The 21,272-nt window shown below is 71.1% G+C and carries 20 protein-coding genes; 10 read left to right on the forward strand and 10 right to left on the reverse strand.

All coding sequences use genetic code 11. The features are described from left to right. Positions 1-5 precede the first annotated feature (5 nt). Complete coding sequence (locus ACIOKD_RS13695) at positions 6-668, forward strand: precorrin-8X methylmutase (protein WP_402082481.1); 663 nt, start codon at positions 6-8, stop codon at positions 666-668. Beyond that, the gene (gene cobJ, locus ACIOKD_RS13700; protein WP_402082483.1) at positions 665-2,155 is read left to right on the forward strand and encodes a precorrin-3B C(17)-methyltransferase; all 1,491 of its coding nucleotides are present in this window, start codon (positions 665-667) and stop codon (positions 2,153-2,155) included. The genes ACIOKD_RS13695 and cobJ overlap by 4 nt, the downstream gene beginning before the upstream one ends. A gap of 112 nt (positions 2,156-2,267) precedes the next feature. On the opposite strand, the gene ACIOKD_RS13705 is transcribed toward cobJ, so the two are convergent. Continuing rightward, positions 2,268-3,035 (reverse strand): cobalt-precorrin-6A reductase, encoded by a 768-nt coding sequence (locus tag ACIOKD_RS13705; protein WP_402082486.1) that lies wholly within the window; start codon positions 3,033-3,035, stop codon positions 2,268-2,270. A gap of 18 nt (positions 3,036-3,053) precedes the next feature. Here ACIOKD_RS13705 and ACIOKD_RS13710 point away from each other — a divergent pair, with 18 nt between their 5' ends. Next, positions 3,054-4,196 (forward strand): cobalt-precorrin-5B (C(1))-methyltransferase, encoded by a 1,143-nt coding sequence (locus ACIOKD_RS13710; protein ID WP_402082489.1) that lies wholly within the window; start codon positions 3,054-3,056, stop codon positions 4,194-4,196. A gap of 43 nt (positions 4,197-4,239) precedes the next feature. Here the strand turns inward: ACIOKD_RS13710 and cobM are convergent, their stop codons facing one another. Together cobM and cbiE are read right to left on the reverse strand one after the other, a co-directional pair. Further along, positions 4,240-4,989, reverse strand: a complete 750-nt coding sequence (gene cobM, locus ACIOKD_RS13715) for a precorrin-4 C(11)-methyltransferase (RefSeq protein ID WP_402082492.1) — start codon at positions 4,987-4,989, stop codon at positions 4,240-4,242. After that, the gene (gene cbiE, locus ACIOKD_RS13720) at positions 4,986-6,320 is read right to left on the reverse strand and encodes a precorrin-6y C5,15-methyltransferase (decarboxylating) subunit CbiE (RefSeq protein ID WP_402082494.1); all 1,335 of its coding nucleotides are present in this window, start codon (positions 6,318-6,320) and stop codon (positions 4,986-4,988) included. Before cbiE ends, cobM begins: the two co-directional genes overlap by 4 nt. 254 nt (positions 6,321-6,574) lie before the next feature. Between cbiE and ACIOKD_RS13725 the strand changes: the two genes are divergently transcribed. From ACIOKD_RS13725 to ACIOKD_RS13740, 4 genes are all read left to right on the forward strand, one after another. Continuing rightward, entirely contained in the window at positions 6,575-6,781 is a 207-nt protein-coding gene (locus ACIOKD_RS13725; RefSeq protein ID WP_402082496.1) for a winged helix-turn-helix domain-containing protein, read from the forward strand. Between the two features lie 32 nt (positions 6,782-6,813). Beyond that, positions 6,814-6,948, forward strand: a complete 135-nt coding sequence (locus ACIOKD_RS13730; RefSeq protein WP_402082499.1) for a hypothetical protein — start codon at positions 6,814-6,816, stop codon at positions 6,946-6,948. Then, positions 6,945-8,891, forward strand: coding sequence for a glycoside hydrolase family 9 protein (locus ACIOKD_RS13735; protein ID WP_402082502.1), 1,947 nt, complete (start codon positions 6,945-6,947; stop codon positions 8,889-8,891). Before ACIOKD_RS13730 ends, ACIOKD_RS13735 begins: the two co-directional genes overlap by 4 nt. Positions 8,892-8,988: 97 nt before the next feature. After that, positions 8,989-9,852 (forward strand): class I SAM-dependent methyltransferase, encoded by an 864-nt coding sequence (locus tag ACIOKD_RS13740; protein ID WP_402082504.1) that lies wholly within the window; start codon positions 8,989-8,991, stop codon positions 9,850-9,852. Positions 9,853-9,859: 7 nt separating this feature from the next. On the opposite strand, the gene ACIOKD_RS13745 is transcribed toward ACIOKD_RS13740, so the two are convergent. Then, the gene (locus ACIOKD_RS13745) at positions 9,860-10,522 is read right to left on the reverse strand and encodes a hypothetical protein (protein WP_402082506.1); all 663 of its coding nucleotides are present in this window, start codon (positions 10,520-10,522) and stop codon (positions 9,860-9,862) included. Then, entirely contained in the window at positions 10,519-11,238 is a 720-nt protein-coding gene (locus ACIOKD_RS13750; RefSeq protein ID WP_402082509.1) for an HAD family hydrolase, read from the reverse strand. The genes ACIOKD_RS13745 and ACIOKD_RS13750 overlap by 4 nt, the downstream gene beginning before the upstream one ends. 162 nt (positions 11,239-11,400) lie before the next feature. Here ACIOKD_RS13750 and ACIOKD_RS13755 point away from each other — a divergent pair, with 162 nt between their 5' ends. The 3 genes from ACIOKD_RS13755 (at position 11,401) to ACIOKD_RS13765 (ending at position 15,733) form a co-directional block, all read left to right on the forward strand. Beyond that, the gene (locus tag ACIOKD_RS13755) at positions 11,401-11,580 is read left to right on the forward strand and encodes a hypothetical protein (protein WP_402082511.1); all 180 of its coding nucleotides are present in this window, start codon (positions 11,401-11,403) and stop codon (positions 11,578-11,580) included. 541 nt (positions 11,581-12,121) lie between these two features. Further along, the gene (locus ACIOKD_RS13760; protein WP_402082513.1) at positions 12,122-13,507 is read left to right on the forward strand and encodes a cytochrome P450; all 1,386 of its coding nucleotides are present in this window, start codon (positions 12,122-12,124) and stop codon (positions 13,505-13,507) included. 201 nt (positions 13,508-13,708) lie between these two features. Next, complete coding sequence (locus ACIOKD_RS13765) at positions 13,709-15,733, forward strand: FAD-dependent oxidoreductase (RefSeq protein WP_402082516.1); 2,025 nt, start codon at positions 13,709-13,711, stop codon at positions 15,731-15,733. A 69-nt stretch (positions 15,734-15,802) separates the two neighbouring features. On the opposite strand, the gene ACIOKD_RS13770 is transcribed toward ACIOKD_RS13765, so the two are convergent. The 5 genes from ACIOKD_RS13770 to ACIOKD_RS13790 all read right to left on the reverse strand — a co-directional run bounded on the left by ACIOKD_RS13770 (position 15,803) and on the right by ACIOKD_RS13790 (position 21,256). After that, complete coding sequence (locus ACIOKD_RS13770) at positions 15,803-16,390, reverse strand: TetR family transcriptional regulator (protein WP_402082594.1); 588 nt, start codon at positions 16,388-16,390, stop codon at positions 15,803-15,805. Between the two features lie 167 nt (positions 16,391-16,557). Continuing rightward, positions 16,558-18,075 (reverse strand): MFS transporter, encoded by a 1,518-nt coding sequence (locus tag ACIOKD_RS13775; protein WP_402082518.1) that lies wholly within the window; start codon positions 18,073-18,075, stop codon positions 16,558-16,560. Positions 18,076-18,219: 144 nt separating this feature from the next. Beyond that, positions 18,220-18,735 (reverse strand): hypothetical protein, encoded by a 516-nt coding sequence (locus tag ACIOKD_RS13780; RefSeq protein ID WP_402082521.1) that lies wholly within the window; start codon positions 18,733-18,735, stop codon positions 18,220-18,222. A gap of 130 nt (positions 18,736-18,865) precedes the next feature. After that, positions 18,866-20,053 (reverse strand): glycoside hydrolase family 64 protein, encoded by a 1,188-nt coding sequence (locus tag ACIOKD_RS13785; RefSeq protein WP_402082523.1) that lies wholly within the window; start codon positions 20,051-20,053, stop codon positions 18,866-18,868. Positions 20,054-20,218: 165 nt separating this feature from the next. Then, positions 20,219-21,256, reverse strand: coding sequence for a hypothetical protein (locus ACIOKD_RS13790; RefSeq protein ID WP_402082526.1), 1,038 nt, complete (start codon positions 21,254-21,256; stop codon positions 20,219-20,221). Positions 21,257-21,272 lie beyond the last annotated feature (16 nt).

Here is a 21,272-nt window from a genome sequence, read left to right on the forward strand (position 1 = left end):
GCCGTATGACGACCGAGAGCAGTGAGAAGAACACCGTGACCACGTACGACTACGAGAAGGACGGCGCGGCGATCTACCGCCGGTCCTTCGCCACGATCCGCGCGGAGGCGGACCTCGCGGCACTGCCCCCCGACGTCGGCCAGGTCGCCGTACGGATGATCCACGCCTGCGGGATGGTCGACCTCGTACGCGACCTCTCCTACACACCGAACGTGGTGTCGCGGGCCCGTGCGGCCCTGCGCGCCGGCGCGCCGATCCTCTGCGACGTCCAGATGGTGGCCAGCGGTGTGACCCGCAAGCGGCTGCCCGCCGACAACGACGTGCTCTGCACGCTGTCCGACCCGGGCGTCCCGGAGCTGGCCGCGAAGCTGGGCACCACGCGCAGCGCCGCCGCGCTGGAACTGTGGCGCGACCGTCTTGAGGGCTCCGTGGTCGCCATCGGCAACGCCCCCACGGCCCTCTTCCGCCTCCTGGAGATGATCGAGGAGGGCGCGCCCCGTCCGGCCGCCGTCATCGGCGTCCCGGTCGGCTTCATCGGCGCCGCCGAGTCCAAGGACGCACTCGCCGCGCACCCGTCAGGGCTGGAACACCTGGTCGTACGCGGCCGTCGCGGAGGCAGCGCCCTGGCCGCCTCCGCTCTCAACGCGATCGCTAGCGAGGAAGAGTGAGCGGCAAGCTGTACGGGGTCGGGCTCGGCCCCGGCGACCCGTCCCTGATGACCGTGCGGGCCGTCGAGGTCATCGCCGAGGCGGACGTGATCGCCTACCACAGTGCCCGGCACGGGCGGTCCATCGCCCGCTCGATCGCGGCGCGGCACATACGCGCCGACCACGTCGAGGAGCGGCTGGTCTACCCGCTCACGGTGGAGACCACCGATCACCCCGGCGGCTACCAGGGCGCCATGGACGAGTTCTACGCCGAGGCGTCGGCCAGGCTCGCCGCGCATCTCGACGCGGGGCGCACGGTAGCGGTCCTCGCCGAGGGCGATCCGCTCTTCTACGGCTCGTACATGCACATGCACAAGCGGCTCGTCGACCGTTACGACACCGAGGTCGTTCCCGGTGTCACGTCCGTGTCCGCCGCCGCGGCCCGGCTCGGCACCCCGCTCGCCGAGGGCGAGGAGGTGCTGACCATCCTGCCGGGGACACTGCCCGAGGAGGAGCTGACCGCGCGGCTCGCCGCGACCGACGTGGCCGTCGTGATGAAGCTGGGCCGTACGTTCCCCAAGGTGCGGCGCGCGCTGGAGAGTTCCGGGCGGCTGGGCGAGGCCCGGTACGTCGAGCGGGCCACCATGAGCGGGGAGCGCGTCGCCGAACTGGCCGACGTGGACCCGGAGTCGGTGCCGTACTTCTCGGTGGCCGTGCTGCCCAGCCGGGTCGACGCCGAGCGGCCCGTGCGGGAGCGGGGCGAGGTGGTCGTGGTCGGCACCGGACCCGCCGGACCGCTGTGGCTGACCCCCGAGACGCGGGGCGCCCTCGCCGCCGCCGACGACCTGGTCGGCTACACCACCTACCTCGACCGGGTGCCGCGGCGGGCCGGGCAGCTCCGGCACGGCTCGGACAACCGGGTGGAGGCCGAGCGCGCCGAGTTCGCGCTCCAGCTGGCCCAGCGGGGACGGCGGGTGGCCGTCGTCTCCGGCGGCGACCCGGGCGTCTTCGCGATGGCGACCGCCGTGCTGGAGGCCGCCTCGCAGAACGAGTACACGGACGTCCCGGTGCGGGTGCTGCCGGGAGTGACCGCGGCCAACGCCGCCGCCGCCCGCGTGGGCGCCCCCCTCGGTCACGACTACGCCACCATCTCCCTGTCCGACCGGCTCAAGCCGTGGGAGGTCATCGCCGAGCGGCTGCGCGCCGCGGCCTCGGCGGATCTGGTGCTGGCCCTGTACAACCCCGGTTCACAGAGCCGCACCTGGCAGGTGGGCAAGGCCCGCGAGCTGCTGCTTGAGCACCGGGCACCGGACACGCCGGTCGTGGTCGCCCGCGACGTGGGCGGCGCGGGCGAGCGCGTACGGATCGTGCGGCTCGCCGAGCTGGATCCGGCCGAGGTCGACATGCGTACGGTTCTGCTGGTCGGGTCCTCACAGACGCGGGTCGCCGTGCGGCGCGGGGGTGAGGAGGAGATCGTCTGGACTCCTCGGCGGTATCCGGAAGGGTGAGCCCTGCGGGCGGCGTTCCCCAGGTGGTTCAGGCCTGTCGGGTATCTGCGGGTGCGTCGTGGCTGGGCGCGCCCACGCGGCGGAGCCGCAGAATGTCAGAGCCTCGCGCTCCTTACGGGGCGCCCTGCACGGGGGCGCCCCACGTCGATCGCCCGGCGATCCAGCGGGCCGCCGACTCCGGATCGGTGGCCACGGGGACGCCCTCGGGGGCCCGCGGCCTGCGGACCACGACCACGGGCACTCCCGCCTCCCGCGCCGCCGTCAGCTTCGGTGCCGTGGCGGCTCCTCCGCTGTCCTTGGTCACCAGGACGTCGATGCGGTGGCGGCGGAGCAGCTCGCGTTCCCCGTCGAGGATGAAGGGGCCCCGGTCCAGCAGTACCTCCATGCGGGCCGGATACGGAGGCTTGGGCGCGTCGACGGACCGTACGAGGAACCACAGGTCGTCCAGGTGCGCGAACGCGGCCAGGCCCATGCGGCCGGTGGTGAGGAAGACCCGTCGGCCGAGGTCGGGCAGCAGCCTCGCCGCCTCCTCCAGCGCACCTGCCTCGTGCCAGTCGTCGCCCTCGGCCGGGACCCAGCCGGGGCGGCGCAGCGCGAGCAGGGGAACATGGGCGGTGGCGGCAGCGCTCGCCGCGTTGAAACTGATCGTTCCGGCGAAAGGGTGGGTGGCGTCGATGAGCACGTCCACCGCCTGCTCGCGCAGCCACGCGGCCATCCCCTCGGCCCCGCCGAAACCGCCGACGCGGACCTCGCCCGGGGGCAGCCGGGGGCTGGCGACGCGCCCGGCCAGGGAGCTGGTCAGCTCCAGGCCGGGGGTACCGTGCAGTAGCCCGGCCAGCTGTCGGGCTTCGGTCGTTCCGCCGAGTATCAGTACGTGCATGGAGATCCGGGTCCGTTCATGAACAGCGAAGAGCAGGGTGCCGGTGTCGGCGAGGCGAAGGGCGGCCGTGGCGCCCAACTCAAGCACACCGGGCTGCGGCCCGGCTGGACCACCGGCGCCTGTGCGACCGCGGCCACGACGGCCGCGTACACCGCGCTGCTGACCGGGGAGTTTCCCGACCCGGTGACCATCACGCTGCCCAGGGGGCAGACGCCGTCGTTCGCGCTCGCGGCCGAGGAGCTGACGGACACGTACGCGATGGCGGGGATCGTGAAGGACGCCGGTGACGATCCCGACGTCACGCACGGCGCGCTGGTACGGGCCACGGTCCGGCGGCTTCCCGCGGGTGCCGGGGTGGTTTTCCGGGCGGGTCCCGGCGTGGGCACCGTCACCCGTCCCGGGCTGCCGCTGGCCGTCGGTGAGCCCGCCGTCAACCCGGTCCCCCGCCGGATGATGAGCGAGCACGTCGCCGAGGTCGCGGGCCTGCACGGCGGCACCGGCGATGTCGAGATCACCGTCTCCGTCGACCACGGCGAGGAGATCGCCCGCTCCACCTGGAACCCGCGGCTCGGCATCCTGGGCGGCCTGTCCATCCTCGGCACCACGGGCGTCGTGGTGCCGTACTCGTGCTCGGCCTGGATCGACTCGATCCGGCGGGGCGTGGACGTGGCCCGCGCGGCGGGGCGTACGCATGTCGCCGGGTGCACCGGGTCGACGTCGGAGCAGACGGTCGTCGCCGAGTACCGGCTCCCCGAGGAAGCGTTGCTCGACATGGGTGACTTCGCGGGCGCGGTGCTCAAGTACATCCGCCGGCATCCCGTCGACCGGCTGACCATCTGCGGCGGTTTCGCCAAGCTGTCCAAGCTGGCCGCGGGCCATCTGGACCTGCACTCCGGCCGCTCCCAGGTCGACAAGACGTTTCTCGCCGAGTTGGCCCGGCGCGGCGGAGCGGGCGAGTCACTGGCCGCCGAGGTGGCCGGGGCCAACACCGGTCTGGCCGCGCTCCAGCTGTGCATGGCGGCCGGGGTGCCGCTGGGCGAGCTGGTCGCGACGACCGCCCGCGACGAGGCACTGGCCGTGCTGCGCGGGGCGCCGGTCGCCGTCGATGTGATCTGCATCGACCGGGCGGGCACGGTGGTGGGGCGCAGCACGGTGGCGTGAGCGCCTGTCCCAGCCGGTGGCGGGCCCGGCCATGGAAGCACGCTCAGCAGACATGGCGGTCCCGCTCGGTCGAGTACAGGTGGCTGTCGCGGAACTGCTCCGCGCCCAGGGTCCGCCCGACCATGATGACGGCGGTCCGCAGCACGCCGGCCTCCTTCACCTTCCCGGCGATCTCGTCCAGCCTGCCGCGGACGATCAGCTCGTCGGGCCGGGAGGCGTAGGCGACGACCGCGGCGGGACAGTCGGCGCCGTAGTGCGGAAGCAACTCGTCGACCACCCGGTCCACGTACCGGACGGCGAGGTGCAGCACGACGAGCGCGCCGCTGCGGCCGAGGGTGGCCAGGTCCTCCCCTTCCGGCATGGCGGTGGCGCTGTGGGCGACGCGGGTGAGGATGACCGTCTGGCCGACGGTCGGCACGGTCAGCTCCCGCTTCAGGGCGGCGGCAGCGGCGGCGAAGGCGGGGACGCCGGGGACGACTTCGTACGGCACCCCGGCCGCGTCCAGCCGTCGCATCTGCTCGGCCATCGCGCTGAACACCGACGGGTCCCCGGAGTGCAGCCGCGCCACGTCGTGTCCCTCCTCGTGCGCGCGGACCGTCTCGGCGATGATCTCGTCCAGGTTGAGCTGAGCGGTGTCGATCAGGCGGGCGTCCGGCGGGCATTCGGCCAGCAGTTCGCGCGGGACCAGGCTGCCCGCGTACAGACAGACGTGGCAGGCGGCGAGCGTACGGGCGCCGCGCACCGTGATCAGGTCGGCGGCACCGGGTCCGGCGCCGATGAAGTACACGGTCATCTGTCTGCTCCTGCGGGGTCGTCGGCTGCGTCGGCCGCGTCGGATGTCTGCTGTGCGGGTTTCTGCGCGGGCTTCTGTACGGCCCACTGGGTGACGGGCATCGCCTGCCGCCACCCGGTGAAACCGCCCACCGGCACGGCGTGCGCGACCGCGAGCCGCACCAGTTCTCCGCCGTGACGCCGGTAGGCGTCGGCGAGCAGTGCCTCCGACTCCAGGGTCACGGTGTTGGCGACCAGCCGTCCGCCCGCGGGCAGCGCCTCCCAGCAGGCGTCGAGCAGGCCGGGGGCGGTGAGCCCGCCGCCGATGAACACGGCGTCGGGCGGCGGGAGTTCGGCCAGGACGGCGGGTGCGGCACCGGTGACGACCCGCAGCCCCGGCACACCGAGCCGGTCCGCGTTGCCGGTGATGCGTTCGGCCCGCACCGGGTCGCGCTCGACGGTGACCGCCCGGCACGAGGGGTGCGTACGCATCCATTCGATCGCGATCGAACCCGAGCCGCCGCCGATGTCCCACAGCAGCTCGCCGGGGGCGGGAGCGAGCGTGCCGAGCGTGGCGGCGCGAATGTGCCGCTTGGTGAGCTGCCCGTCGTGCTCGTACGCCTCGTCCGGCAGCCCCGGTACGGCACCGAGCCGCAGGGCGTCCGGGGCCCGGCGGCACTCGACGGCGACGATGTTGAGGGGGTCACCGGCCGGACGCGCCCAGTCGTCGGCCGTGGCCTCGCCGGTCGTACGTTCCTTCGCGCCGCCGAGTTGTTCCAGCACCCGCATCCGGCTGGGCCCGAAGCCGCGGTCCCGTAGCAGGGCGGCGACCTCACCGGGGGTGGTGGCGTCCGCGCTGAGCACGAGGAGCCGTCGGCCGTCGTGCAGGGCGGCGGCGAGGCGCGCGGCGGGCCGACCGACGAGCGTGACGACCTCGACGTCCTCCACGGGCCAGCCGAGGCGCGCGGCGGCGTGGGAGACGGAGGACGGGTGCGGCAGGACGCGCAGTGCGCCGAGTTCCTCGTCATGCGCCTCGTCGTGCACCTCGTCGAGCACCTCGGTGAGGGCGCGTCCGATGCCGTAGAACATCGGGTCGCCGCTGGCCAGTACGGCGATCCGGCGGCCGGTGTGCGCCGCGAGAAGACCGGGGAGGGCCGGCCGCAGGGGCGAGGGCCAGGTGATCCGGTCCCCGGCACACTCCGGGGGCAGCAGGTCCAGCTGGCGCGCTCCCCCGATCAGGACCTGGGCATCGCGAAGTGCCGTACGGGAGGGGTCCGGCAGGCCTTCCCAGCCGTCGGCCCCGATCCCGACGACGGTGACGGCGGGCTGCGGTCCAGGTCGTGCGGGGGTCACTGCTCGGTACCTCGGAATTCGGGGGGGCTGGCGGGTCTCGGGAGGGGTCTCACGAACGGGTTTCGGGAGGGCGACAGAGACGCACTTTACGGGGCGCCGACCTGCGCACCTACGCTCGGGTACGCATCTCGGGGCCGCCGTGGACCGGCCATCGGCAGCGTCTAAGCTCCAGGTCATGCGCGTACTGGTCCTGGAGGACGATCCCGACCTGAAGGACGATCCCGATCTGGGGCCCGCCGCTGCGCGTGGGCCAGGTGGTGACGCGCACGGAGCCGACCGAGAGCTGCCGGGACGAGGCGAGCGAACCGATGTCCAACGCGGTGGACGTCCTGATCGGCCGGCTGCGACGCCGGGTCGGCCCGCCCCGCCCGATCGGGACGGTACGCGGCGTCGGCTACCGGCCGGACGGCACCGATCCGGGCGGCACCGCTCAGGAACGGGCCGCGAGGGCGCGGACGTGATCCTCCTCCGTCGCCCGGCAACCATGTCCTCCATGCCAGGCGCCGCGGCCTCGCCCTCCATGCCACCCGCCGTCGCCCGGCTGCGGCGCACCCGCCGGTCCATGACGCTGCTGTTCGCCGGGATGCCCGCGGCCAGCCTCGCCCTACTCGCCCCCGTGGACGCATGAACCTTCCGCGCACACCCCGGCTGCTGGTCGCCGCAGCCGCGGGACTCGGCACCCTGCTCTTCGCCGCGAGCCTGCACGGCCTACCCTTCGGCGGCGACGGGTCTCCCTCGACCGAGGTGGCCATCAGGGTCGACCAGGTCGGCTACGCGCGCGGCGAGACGAAACGGGCCTACGTCATGGGACCCGCGGCAGCACTCGCGGGAGCACGCTTCGAGGTCGTCGACGCCGGGAACGACGACGTGGTCACGGAGGGGAGGCTCGGAGCCGTCACCGGTCGCTGGAACGCCAAGTACCCCTCGGTGCGCACCGTCGACCTCTCCGCGCTGAACACGCCCGGCACCTACCGCATCGTCCTGACCGGGAGCGCGGTCGGCCGCTCGCCCGCCTTCCGGGTGGCCGGAGCCCGCGAGCTGATGACCCCGCTCGTGCGCGACAACGTCCGCTTCCTGCAGGCGCAGCGCGACGGGGCCGACGTGTTCACCGGCGGCCCCCGAAACGCCCTGCGGCACGGCCCCTCTCATCTGGCCGACCAGGACGCGACGGTCTACGACCCGCCGGAGTACGACGAGGAGGGCACCGAGCTGCTCGACGAGGAGCTGACCCCGGCCGGTGAGCGGGTCGACGTCTCGGGCGGCTGGTTCGACGCGGGCGATTTCCTCAAGTTCACCGGCACCACCTCCTACGCGGTCGCCGAACTCCTGCTCGCGCAGCGCGACCTGCCCGGGATGACGGAGCTGTCCGACGAGGCCTCGCACGGGCTGGCCTGGCTGGACAGGATGTGGGACGGCGACAGCGAGACCCTCTACGTGCAGGTCGGCATCGGGGCGGGCAACGACGCCGTACGGACGGATCACGACGTGTGGCGGCTTCCGGAGGCCGACGACCGGCTCGACGTGTCGCCCGGCGACCCGGACCACACGATCAAGCACCGGCCGGTCTTCCGCGCGGCCGAGCCGGGCGAGGGCGTCAGCGCCAGTCTCGCGGGACGGGTGGCCGCGGCCTTCGCCCTCGCCGCACAGCGCGCGGCCACCACGGACCCCGAACGGGCCGAGGAGTGGCTGGGCAAGGCCGCCGCCGTCTACGCCCTTGCCGACACCGCCCCCGACCCCGACGAGCCGCCCCTCACCGCGATCCCGGGGAACTTCTATCCCGAGGACTCCTGGCAGGACGACATGGAGTTCGGCGGCGCCGAACTGGCCTTGGCCGCACAGGCGCTCGGGGACGACCGGGCTACCGACTGGGCCGACGACGCGGCCCGGTGGGCCGGGGCCTATCTGCGTTCCGACGTCCAGGGCACGCTGGGCGTCGCGGATGTCAGTGCCCTGGCCCACGCGGACCTGGCCACCGTCCTGGACGGCTCCCGCGCGCACGGGATCGCGGCGGCGGACCTGTACGAGGATCTGCGCCGCCAGTTGGAGGACGGGGTCGCCCGCGCCGGGGACGACCCGTTCGGGGCCGGTGCCGTCTACGACGACTTCGACGCCGTCCCGCACACCTTCGGGCTGGTGGCCACGGCCCGTCTCTATGCCGGGGCGACCGGTGACACGCGGTACGCGGCCTTCGCCGGCCGGCAGCGAGGCTGGGCCCTGGGCGCCAACGCCTGGGGAACCAGCTTCATGATCGGCGCGGGTGAGGTCTATCCGCACTGCCCGGAACATCAGCTGGCCAACCTCCGGGGCAGCCTCGACGGCGAGGGCGCCATTCTGCGGGGAGGGGTCGTCAACGGCCCCAACGCCGCCGCGAGACTGGCGGAGTTGAACAGCTTTCCCACGATGAGGAAGTGCACGGCCGCCCCGCCGGAGGGAGCCTGGACCGACTTCGACGGCAAGGGTGCGCGATACCTGGACGACGTGGGCGCCTGGCAGACCGTGGAGCCCGCACTGGACTTCACCACGACGGCGCTGCTGGCCTTCGCTCTCACCGCGCGGGCCGGCGAACGGTAGCCGCACCGGCCCCGTGAAATCATTGATCCGATTGTTCCGCGTGTCGGACAGGGCAGGCCCGGCGTGCACGTGATCTCCGTGAGAGGCAAGGGCAGACATGACTTCCGACCGGGAGTGGGAGTGGGAGTGGGAGTGGGACGACACCCTGTTCCTCGGCACGGCTGCCTACTACCGGCGCGGGCGGCTCCCGTACGCCCCCGGGCTTGCGGACGCGCTCGCCGACATCCTGGAACTCGACGGGCGAGGACGCCTCATCGACGTGGGATGCGGACCCGGCACCATCGCACTGGGCCTGGTGGACCTGTTCGGCGAGGTCGTCGGCGTGGACCCGGACAGCGGAATGATCGCCGAGGCGACGCGCGAGGCCGCCGCGCGCGGGGTGAGCGGGAGGACGCGGTGGGTGCGGGCCCGTGCCGAGGAGCTGCCCGCCGGTCTCGGGACGTTCAGCGTCGCGGCCTTCGCGCAGTCCTTCCACTGGATGGACCGGGACCTGGTGGCGGCCACCGTCAGGGACATGCTCCGGCCGGGCGGAGCACTGGTGCACATCTCCGACCTGAAGACGGAGACCCGGACCGTCGACGGCCTTCCGTATCCGGCGGTGCCGTACGCGGCCCTGGAAGAGCTGGTGAGCGACTGTCTCGGGCCGGTCCGCCGGGCCGGCCGGGGCGTGCTGCCGCACGGCACCCCCGGCGGTGAGGCGGCGGTGTTCGACCGGGCGGGATTCACCGGCCCCCAGCGGCATGTCGTGCCCGGCGGACAGGCGCTGGAGCGCACGAGTGACGACGTCGTCGCGGGCGTCTTCTCGAAGTCGTTCTCCGCCCCGCACTTGTTCGGCACACGCCGGGACGACTTCGAGGAGGACGTACGCCGGCTGCTGCGGGCGGCCTCCCCGACAGGCCGCTTCTCCGAACGCCAACCGGGCACCGAGATCTTCGTTCGGCGCAGGCCCCCACGGCCGTAGGGCGGCCCTAACCGCTGTGGGTGGCGCTGCGGATCGCCCGCCAGCGGCGAATGAAGAACCGCAGGAAGAGCGTCTCGCACAGCACGGCATAGAGGAGCACTCCGCCCACGACGGCGAGATCGTCACGGAGGGTCGGGCTGGGCGCCAGCCGTCCGACCAGGAAGTAGCCGCCGAGGCTCTGGGCGAGCACGCCGGTGCTGAGGATGAACACCGCGGTGGCTATGTACGGGTAGCCCATGTGCGTGCCGGCGGAGACGAGCCGGGATTCCCAGCTCAGGACATCTCCCGTGCCCAACAGACTGTTGATGCGGCGCTCGACCGCCGCGACGCCCTGGCCGGCCCGCTGGGAGCGGTGGTACTCCCCCAGCCAGATCAGCAGGCTCGCCTTCGCCGCGCCGGGGACGAAGAGCAGACAGGCCGGGATCAGGACGCCCCTGGGCAGATCGGAGGTGATCATGGCGGCGGTGACGACCGCGAGGGAGGTGAACGCGAAGTTCATGATCTGGATGCGGTTGCTGATCGCCTGCAGACTCTCCGTACGCAGCGAGTTGTACTCCGCGAGCAGCGCCGTCAGCGCGGCGGGATCCGCGGGCCCCGGACCGGCGGTAGTGTGCCGTGCGACGGGAATCGCCCTGACTGGGGCGGGAGTTGGCGGTGGCGGATCGGTCACCCTGTGAGTGTGTCCAACAACTCCACGGCCGACACACCGAACACGCCACGGGACTCGTGACCGGACGCGTGACCGGATGCGTCGCCGGACTGGTCCTCGAACGCGTACTTGAACGCGTACTTGACTGTGCGGAATCGCAGCGCCCGAGCACGCGCCAGGTTGGCCTCCCGGTCCTCCACGAACAAGGTGGAGGACGGGCGGACATGCTCCGCGGCGATCTCCAGAAGGCCGCGCCCGGGTGTGCTCTTGGAGATGCCGAGCCCGCAGGAGAGGAAGACCAGTCCCGGGTCGATCCACCGGTCCAGGCCCAGCCGTTCCGCCTGCTTCGCGTACCAGAAGGACGTGTTGTTGGAGGCGATGCCCACCGGTCGGTCTCCGTCGGCGGACGCCGCGGCGAGCAGTGCTCCGGCGGCGGGGTTCGCCACCAGCAGCTCCTCCTCCAGCTCCTTGACCAGCTGGGCGGGGATGTCGCAGCTCAGTTGCCGGGAGAGTTCGTGCCAGTACTCCGGCTCTTCGGCCTCGCGCACACTGAACGTGCGCCAACAGCGTCGGCCGGCCTCCAGTACGGCGGACCGGTCGAGCCCCAGACGGTCCCCCAGCCCCGTGCCCGGGGTCAGCAGCAAGGACTCCCACGGGTCACTGCAGAGGACGTTGCCGAGGTCGAAGAGGATCACCGCCGGGCTTTCGGCTTCTGCGGCACCGGGATGCGCGTTCACCTGCGGGTTCCCTTCGCTCCGTCGAGCGGCCCGCCAGGTCGCAGCGGCCGAGAATCGCGACGCTAGCATGCCGGCACGCCGCGCCCCGGCCGGCTGACCGGCCCGTCGAGGGGCCCGTACCGCCCCGGCGCGTCCTGGCTGCGTACGTACCGGCGGATCGTCATGCCCATCTCGCGCCCCGTGACCTCCGCGGTGACGATCCTCGTGTTCGCCGGGGTCCGGAGCAACTTCCTGTGGCCCCTGCTGGTCGTCACCGACCCGGAGATGATGCCCCTCCCAACGTTCGTCGAGCACATGGGGCGCTGTGTCTACACCGGCATCCACGAGCCCGGGCACCCCTAAGGGCTGTCGCCGCCCGCGCCCTGGTGGAGTACTGCAACCAGCCCGGCGGCACCGCCTGGTCCGATCCGCGGATCAGGCACGGCTACTCCGCACCGCACGACGTCAAGCAACAAGGCGGTCTGGATCAACAGCGCGGACGGCAGGGGCACTTGGCGCGAGGCCCCGGCACCCGTCACCGTCTCGTCGACGGTCGTCGACTACTGCCCCAACTACAGCTCGGCCCTGCTGCCATCGGCGGACGGCAACAGCCCGCCGGAGATCGCCACCGACTGGGACGGTGGCATATGCAAACCGTACTTCGCCACCAAGCCCGTACCGTCCTACTGACCCTTTCCCCGGCATGACCTGTGGGCCGATCGCGACGAGTCGTCGTGGTTGGCCCACAGCTGTGCCATGACGGCCGGACGCCCGGATCCGCCGCCTGCCCGCTCAGCCGCCCGTCACACGTGGTAAAGACCACTTGGCGTTCCGGAATGCAATCGAGCCCGAGTTGGGCATTGATGAATGCGCCCGTGAACGTTGTGAAGGAGCACTGATCCAAGTGACGGTCGCCACGCCTCCACCCATTCCCAGAGCGGCGGGCTCCCTCCCGCTGCTGGGCCACGCGATACAGCTCATGCGCGACAACCTCGGCTTCATCGCCTCACTCCGCGAGACATACGGTCCCGTGGTCGAGATCACCCTTCAGCCCGGCACCCGAACCCTCGTCGTCCAGGACCCCGCACTGATCCGCACCATGCTGGTGGACCTCGGCCCCAGCCTCGACAAGGGCCGGTTCTTCGAGAAGATGGGCCAGCTCCTGGGTGACAGCGTGGTCACCGCGGCCGGCCAGGAACACGTCCGCAAGCGGCGACAGTTGCAGCCGGCGTTCACCCACACCGAGATCGCCCGGTACGTCGACACCATGCGCGACGAAGCCGAGGCGGTTGTCTCCCGCTGGCGGCCCGGCGAGGTCATCGACGTCCGCGAGGCGATGGTCAAGCTCTCCCTCGACATGCTCGCCAAGACCGTTTTCTCAGGCAGCCTCGATGAAGAAACGTTCCTGCGACTGCGCAGTGATCTGTCCGTGGTCATGAACGGTGTCGGAGCGCGCGTCATGCTCCCCGACTGGGCCGAACGGCTGCCACTGCCGTTCAACCGCCGCTTCGACGAAGCCCGTGACGCCGTACGCGCCACCATCGGCGAAGCGCTCGACGCACTGCGGACCTCCGGCCACGACACCGGCGACATGCTGTCGATGCTGCTGCGCGCCCGGGACGAGGAGACCGGCGAACCCCTCACCCGGGACCAGATCTGCTCCGAGATCCTCACACTCGCCGTGGCCGGAACAGAGACGACGGCATCCGTACTGTCCTGGGTCCTGTACGAACTCGCCCGCGACCCAGCCGTCGAGGCCCGCGTCCAGGCCGAACTGGCGGACGTACTGGGTCAGCGGCCGGTCACCTTCGACGACGTCATGCGGCTCCCCTACCTCAACCGCGTCATCACCGAGACCCTGCGGCTCCACCACACCGGATGGCTCGTCACCCGTCGCACGGTCACGGACACCCGCCTCGGGAAGTGGACCGTGCCGGCCGGTACGGAGCTGGCCTACTGCCAGCACGCCCTGCACCGCGATCCGGAACTCTTCTCCGACCCCCTCGACTTCGACCCCGACCGCTGGCTGGACGACGCGCAGGCCCGGCTGCCCGCAGGGGCGTTCCTGCCCTTCGGGGCGGGCAGACACAAGTGCATCGGCGACCGGTTCGCGCTCACCGAGCTGATCACCGCGATCGCGACGATCACGCGCGAGGTGCGGTTCGCCCTGGCGCCCGGCCAGATCGTCCGGCCGGTGGCCCGGGCCACCGTACGCCCCAGAACACTGCTGATGACCGTCGATCCCCGGGTCGACTCCGGGCCCGAGCGGACCGAGCCCTCCGGGTACTGAACGCTGCTGCGGAAAGGTGACTCCCTCGGCGCCCCCGCGGCCCGGTGGCCCCGAGGGCGTCGCCCCAGCTTCCAGGGTGAACGTCCGGTTCTTACAAAGGCGTTGACCAGGGGCTCATCAAATGACGGAACGAGTGGTTTGAGCTCCCCGTCCGTGTGAATGCTCTGGTTCCGCGCCGGTCGTGCGCCAAGCATGATCTTGATGAGTACACACGACATGAACACTCCGGACCTGACCACTGCGGACCTGGCTACCTCGGACGTGACCACTTCAGGTTTGCCCGACGTCAACAGCGCGCCGCCGACCCGGCGTTCGGTGGTCACGGTGACCGGTGCCACGGTCCTTGCCGCCGGGCTCACCGCGGCCGCGGCCGCTCCCGCCACCGCGCTGAGCCCTGTCATCGCACCCTCGACGGCGCCGGCAGCGGTGCCGCCCGGCACCGATCCCGCGGCGTACACCACGGTCGCCCGCGCCATCGTCGTCTTCGACAAGGACGACAAGTCCCTTGTCCCGTCCTACTTGAAGGCCATCGAGAGCGGTCTGCCGTCGAGCGGGGCCAAGGCGTCCAAGCGGGTTCTGATCGTCGGGGCCGGGCCGGCCGGTCTGCTCGCCGCCGATCTGCTCAACCGGGTGGGCCACGACGTCGTCGTCATCGAGGCCAACGACAACCGCGTCGGCGGCCGGATCAAGACCTTCCGCAAGGGCGGCCACGAGAACGGCGAGCAGCCCTTCGCCGACCCCAACCAGTACGCCGAGGCCGGGGCGATGCGGCTGCCCGAGAGCCACCCGCTCCTCATGGCGCTGATCGACAAGTTCCACCTCGCACGCCAGGAGTTCCTGCTGGTGGACGTGGAGGTCGACAACCCGACCAAGCGGGCCAACCGCACCTGGATGCACATCAACGGCGTCCACATGCGCCGGGCCGATTACGAGGCGGACCCGACGAAGATCAATGACACCTTCGGCATCACGGGCCCCAACCGTACGAAGACCGCCGCCGCCATCCTCACGGACGCCCTCGAACCCGCGCACCTGCTGATCCGCGACAAGGAGGGCACGGCTCTCGTCGAGGGATGGGTCAAGGTCCTCAAGCGGTACGGCCACTGGTCCATGTACCGCTACCTCACCGAGGTCGCCGCTCTCGACACCAGGACCATCGACCTCGTCGGCACCGTCCAGAACCTGACCTCAAGGCTCCATCTGTCCTTCCTGCACAGCTTCCTGGGCAGCGCGCTGATCCACCCCAAGACGAAGTTCTGGGAGCTCAAGGGCGGTACCGCGAAGCTCGTCGACGCGCTGTACGCGCCGGTGAAGGGCAAGGTACGGCTCGACAGGCGTGCCGTACGCGTCGAGCGCGGCGGCGGCAAGGTGCGGGTGCACACCGTGTCCGAGGACTGCCAGACCGGCAAGGGGGGCGCCACGGAGGTGTTCGAAGGCGACGAGGTGATCGTCACCGTGCCCTTTTCCGGACTGCGCCATGTGGCCTTCGACCCGCCGCTGACCTACGGCAAGCGCCGGGCCATCACCGAGCTGCACTACGACGCGGCGACCAAGGTGCTGCTGGAGTTCTCACAGCGTTGGTGGGAGTTCACCGAGGAGCAGTGGGAAGCGGCGCTGAACTCCATCGAGGACGACCTGTACACCCGGTACAAGAAGGGCCAGGTCAGGGACGGCAGGCACCTCGGCGCGCATCGGAGCGTACGGGACCTGGGGGTGACCGTCCCCGGCGACCTCAGGGAGTGTTTCAGTGCCTTCCGGCCCGCCGTGCTCGACGACCCCGAGGCCGCGCATGTCCGCGGTGGCGGCTCGGTGAGCGACAACGCCAACCGGTTCATGTTCTTCGAACACGCCCATCCGATGGAGGGCAGCGACGGAGGCGTCGTCCTCGCCTCCTACAGCTGGTCCGACGACGCCCTGAAGTGGGACGCGTACGCCGACGAGGAGCGGTATCTGCGCGCGCTCGCCGGGGTGCAGGCGGTCTTCGGGCGGCGCTGCGAGGTGTTCTTCACGACCAAGTGCAAGACCCAGTCGTGGATGCGCGACCACTACGCCTACGGTGAGGCCTCGGTCCTCTTTCCGGGCCAGCACACGGAACTCTTCCCGGACATCCCCGCCTCGGAAGGGCCCATTCATTTCGCGGGGTGCCACACGTCCATCAAGCCCGCCTGGATCGAGGGCGCCCTGGAGTCCGCCGTCAGGACGGCGTTGAAGGTCCACACGGGCTGACGGTGTTCGTCCGGTCGACAGGGCTGACGTGCCGGGGTGTCTTCCCGATCGGCCGGCCCTGTCGCCGGCTCACGGTGTCAGGTGCGCCTGCACAGCGGGCGCGTACCGTTCCACGACGGCGTCGAGCGGTGCCGCGCGCAGTTCGCCGCCCCGCGCGATGCCGTACATCACGCCGAGGCCGAGCAGCATGCTCACGGCGAGTTCGGCGCGCAGGCCCGCGTCGGGCCCGTCGAGGCGCAGGGCGAGCCGGTCGCTCACCTGGGTACGGAAGTTGGCACGGAGCGTGTCTCCCTGTGTGCCCTGGAGCGGGGCGAAGACGATCCGCAGCAACGGGTCGGCGCCGCGTTCGCTCTGGCTGACGAGGACGTGGCGGACCATGTGATGCCCGAGGTCCGCCAGCGGCGCGGCCAGCAGGACGGCGGCGTCCTCCTCGAAGGACATCACCCGCGCGAAGAGCGCTTCCTTGTTGCCGAAGTACTTCATGATCAGGGGAGGGCTGACACCGGCCCGTTCGGCCACGGCCTTGAGCGTGATGTCCCCGTGGGCGTGTCGCGCGAGGAGGTGGCGGGCCGCGCGCAGGATCGCCGCCCTGGTGGCCTCGGCGTCCCGACGGCCAGGGCTGCCGCTGTCCGCCGGGGCCGGCGCCGTGCTCGGCATCGCGGCCGGGGACCCCTTCACGGCGGTGCCCCGGTCCGGCCCGGCGTCGGAGGGCTTCCCCGCGGACTCCCCGGGCGCCTTCCCGGTGGACCTCTCGAAGGACTGCGAGGACTTCGAGGCCTGCGAGGACTTCACCGATCTCACCGATTTCACCGACTGCACGGACCTCATGCTTCTCCTGCTCCCTCCAGCAGCTTTCCCGCGGCCTGTCCGCCGCGCCGCCGGCGCGACGACGGGCCGGTCCTCTCGCGCTCACCGCTCCCGCTCCCCGGTATCGCCAGGGCCATCGCGCATCCTGCCAGTGCGACCGCCCCGGCCATCGCGAAGGCCAGCAGGTAGCCCCGCAGGCTGGGCAGGAGCAGTCCGCCGACCGGGCTGATGTGATGCACCAGTACGGCGGCCACGGCGGCACTGCACACGGCCTGGCCGATGGTCCGCATCAGCACGTTGACGCCGCTCGCGGAGCCGGTCTGGGCGGCGGGCACGGCGCCCAGGATCAGCGTGGGCAGGGCCGAGTAGGCGAGAGCCGTGCCCGCCGACACGATGGCTCCACCGAGGATGATCACCCACAGGTCGCGGCTGTCCACGATGCGTATGCCGTACCCGCACGCGATGACGACGGCGCCCAGGGCGAGCGTCACGCGGGGGCCGCGCGACAACGAGATACGGGCGGAGACCGGTGACAGGAACAGCATGATCACACCGCTGGGCAGCAGGCACAGTCCGGCGCCGACGATCGACAGCCCGAGTCCGTACCCGGTGCCCTTGGGTGCCTGTACGAGCTGGGCGGTGACCAGGGAGTTGGCGTAGAAGGAGAATCCGACGAGCAGGGCGGTCAGGTGCGGCAGCGCCACGCGCGGCCGGGCGGCGAGCCTGAGGTCGACCAACGGCCGTTCGGCGCGCAACTGCTGCCACCACCACAGGGCCAGGGTGACCGCGAAGCCCGCGAACAGCGCGATCACCGGCACACTCGCCCACCCCCATTCACCGCCCTGCGAGACCGCCATGAGCAGACAGACCAGGACCGTGGCCAGGCCGAACGCGCCGAGTGTGTCGAACCTGCCCGGGTGCCGTACGGCCGACTCGTCCACCGTCCACGCGGCCAGTGCCAGCCCCGCCGCGCCCAGCGCGGCCGACACCCAGAACATGGTGTGCCAGTCCGCGTACTGCACGATGAGTGCCGCGAGCGGCAGGCCGAGCGCCGCGCCGATGCCGACCGTGGAACTCATCAGGGCGACGGCGGAGACGGTCCGCTCGGGCGGCAGCACGTCACGCAGGATGCTGATCGACAGGGGCACCACGGCCGCGGCGGCTCCCTGGAGCGCCCGCGCCGCGATGAGCACCCGGATGTCCGAGGTCAGCGCGCACAGCACCGACCCGGCCGTCATCAGCGAGAGAGCGAGGAGCAGGACGCGCTTCTTGCCGTACATGTCCCCGGCCCGGCCGAGCACCGGGGTCAGCACCGCGCCCGCGAGCAGCGTGGCGGTGACGGTCCACGACACGGCGGCGGCGGATGATCCGGTCAGCCGCGGCAGGTCGGGGAGCAGCGGTACGACGGCGGTCTGCATCACCGCCATCAGGATTCCGCCGTACGCGAGGACCGGGACCGTCAGACGGGCGCGCAGCCCCTCCAGGGACTCGGAACCCCTGGCGTGGGCGGGCCCCTTGGGTGTCGGATCCTGCATGGCACTTCCCCGAGCGCGAGACATGGCAAGGTGAACAGCCATTCAACCTAGCGGATGAATGGCTGTTCACCAACCCATTCCGTTAGCCGGTGAATTCCCATTCACCGGCTACCCATGCGTATCGACCCGGAGGAATGCCTCTTGTTACGAGGCTTTGGGGCCGGGCGCCGCCGTGCGCGCGGCATCCAGGTCCTCAATGGTCCCGCCGACCTTCACGCGCAGCGTTTCCAGCGTCTTCGGCTTCGCGCTGATGGCCCACTGCGGGCCGACGAGGTACTTGCCTCCGTACAGGGAGGCGCTGTCGAGCCAGGTCAGCTTGTACTTCTCGGCGGGAAAGGTGGTGATGAGGTATTCGCCGTCGGCGGTGTCGCAAACGCCCTCGCGCAGTTCGTCCGCGTCGGTCCGGATCTTGACCTTGCAGCCGGTCAGACCGGCGATCACCTCGACCTTCGCCGGTGCCACCACGCCGGCGGAGGGTGCGGACATGGCGGAGGTCCGCGCCGACCTGTTCTCCGCGCTCTTGTCCGCGTCCCCGCCGCACGCCGTGGCCAGCGGCAGCAGGGCCAGGCCGCCGACCAGGGCGACGCCGCGCACCGCGCGGGCGACGACGAGGGGGCGGCCGTTACGTCCTCGCTGTGGCTGCTGTCGCTGCTGTGGCACGTGCCTCTCCGTATCCGTGCTGGTCCCGCGCGAGCGGGCAGGTGTCCACCAGGGATACGGAGGAGGCGTTCGGGCCGTTCACCGCCCGCGCTCGGCTCCGTCGGCGTCTCGGCTGAACGGGTCGAGTCCCTCAGCTGAACGGGTCGAGCGTGATGTACGCCGTCTGCGGGTTGCCGTCGTTGACCAGCGACTCGTGCGCACCGACGTCGTCGAACGCGAAGCCGTAGGCCTTGCCGTCGGCCATCTGCTCGTGGATCTTCTTGGCGTAGTGGTTGGTCACCGCGTCCTGGTAGAAGCCGGCCGAACCGCTGTCGGGCTGGTTGGAGTTGGTGAGGAGCGTGGAGCGGTTGTAGCCCGCGCACAGGGTGCGGGAGATCGGGCCGCGGACGAGGTCGTTCGGCGCGTCCAGGTACTTGTAGCAACCGAAGACGCTGTCCGAGTCCGGCTTCTGGAACGAGGTGACGACCGCGCCGGCGCTGTTGGTGAAGTTCATGACGTTGCCGGAGACCCTGCCGTAGTACTTGGTGCCGGCCTGGTCCGCGAACGGTGTCACCGTCAGCGTGGAGCTCGCGTACTTGGTCCACACCCGGTTGATGTAGTCGTTCATGACGGTGCTCGGCAGGGCGCCGGCCTCGATGCCGTGGCCGGGTGCGAGCGCACGCAGGACGGTGCCGTCGGAGCGGGTCCTGATGAGGTTGGCCCAGCCACCGGACTGGCTCCGCAGGGAGTTGAAGAAGGCGTTGTAGCCGCCGGCCTTCAGGTGTCCGGTGTTCTTGACCGTGCCCGTGGTGTTCTTGACCCCGACCGCGTACGGAGCCGAGAACATGTCGACCTGCGTGCTGTTGATCCACAGCCCGCCGTCGTTCAGGGTGTACTCGGTCCAGTTGAAGAGGATGTTCGCGTTCGGGTCGGACGGGTTCTGCACCGCGGGCTGCACGAGGCCGCCGGTGGTCAGCTTGAAGACCAGCTTCTGGCCGTACGAGAAGTAGACCCGGCCGGAGAACTTCGGCATACGGACCGTCTTGGTCTGGCCGTTGGCCGGTCCGGCGATCGACGCGTCGGGCGCCGGGGTCGGCGGGTTGCCGCCCGCGGGCCAGGCGTGGAACGTGCCGTTCGCGTCGGCCCACCCCTGCTGGCCGGTCGAGAGCAGGGTCCCGATGACGTAGACGTAGACCTGGTCGCCGCGCCCGGAGTTGTTCTTCAGTTCGAGCGGGATGGTCGTGGGCACCGCGGCCTCGGCGCGGGCGACGGGTCCCACTGTCGTGAGTCCCGTGGCGACGGCCGCCGCGGCGACCAGGGGCACCAGCATTTTTCGCATGGCTAGCACGCTCGTCCTCCTACCAAATGGAAGCGGACCGTTCGGATCCTCATGAGAGCGCTCTCAGAGTGCTCCCATGAGGCGAACACGTCAAGGTCTAGACCAACATCCACCGGTTCTGGCCGGCCGAGGTGCGCGGTACGGGTGCGGCAGAGGTGCGGAACGTCAGCCGCGGGCCATCGCGATGGAACCCGCGAGCCGCTCCCCCGCCTCGTAGACCATGTACGGGACACCGCCGTCCGTACCGAACGAGGGGGCGGCGGCCCGGCCGTTCTCCGGCGCGGCGCTGCGGGAGTCGTAGAAGACACCGAGGTGCGTGCGCTTGCTGAAGTCGTTGCCGACCTCGGTGATCATCATGTCGCCGCCGCTCGCCTTGTCCTTGTTGTAGACGACGTACGTGCTGTTGTTGCGGTACAGCAGGTGGGGGCCGCCGACGTTGACGGCTCCGACGTCGGTGTGCCGGACGAGCGGTTGCTGGTCGAAGGTCCAGTTGCGTCCGTCGGCCGACCAGCCCCAGTGGATGTCACGGTGGTCGGAGGTGTTGTTCAGCATGAACACCATCACGAAGTGGGCTCCACGAGACGGCAGTTCGTGCGGGAAGACCCGGGCGTACGACGTCTCGGTCGTGCCGCTGGGCAGCATGGACGTGGACAGGACGACCTTGTCGTAGGTGAAGTTGATGCCGTCCTTGGAGCGGGCCAGCCGCGTCGTCGTGTTCTCCCCGTGGAAGTACATCCACATTTCCTTGGAGCTCTCGATCCACATCACGTGCGCGGACGCGACATGACTGACCTTGTAGTGCGGCTGCCAGTTGTTCGAGACGATCGGGTTGTTCGGGTACTCCGTGAACGGGCCTTCCAGGGAGTCGCCGTAGGCCAGGCAGATACCGCCGGGCGCGTCATGCGGTCCGTAGTACAGGTAGTACCTGCCCAGCGGGTTGGAGAGGCGGCCGGCCGTGCCCCGGATGCACGGGAAGATGATCTCGCCCGTCGGGTTGTACTTCAGCTGGGACGGGGTGAGCAGGGTGCGGACGTAACTGTAGTCGGGGAATCCGCCGGGTGCGGCGGCTGCGGCCGGAGCGGCGGCCCCGTCCGCGGTGAGGGCGGACGCCGCCGGGGCGGCGAGCCCACCCACGGTCAGGGCGGCGCCGGTGGCGGCACCGGCACGCAGGAACAGACGACGGGCGGGGCGCGGCTCATTCATGGTCGACTCCAGGAGG

The organism is Streptomyces sp. NPDC087844 (assembly GCF_044742785.1).
Classification (GTDB): Bacteria; Actinomycetota; Actinomycetes; order Streptomycetales; family Streptomycetaceae; genus Streptomyces.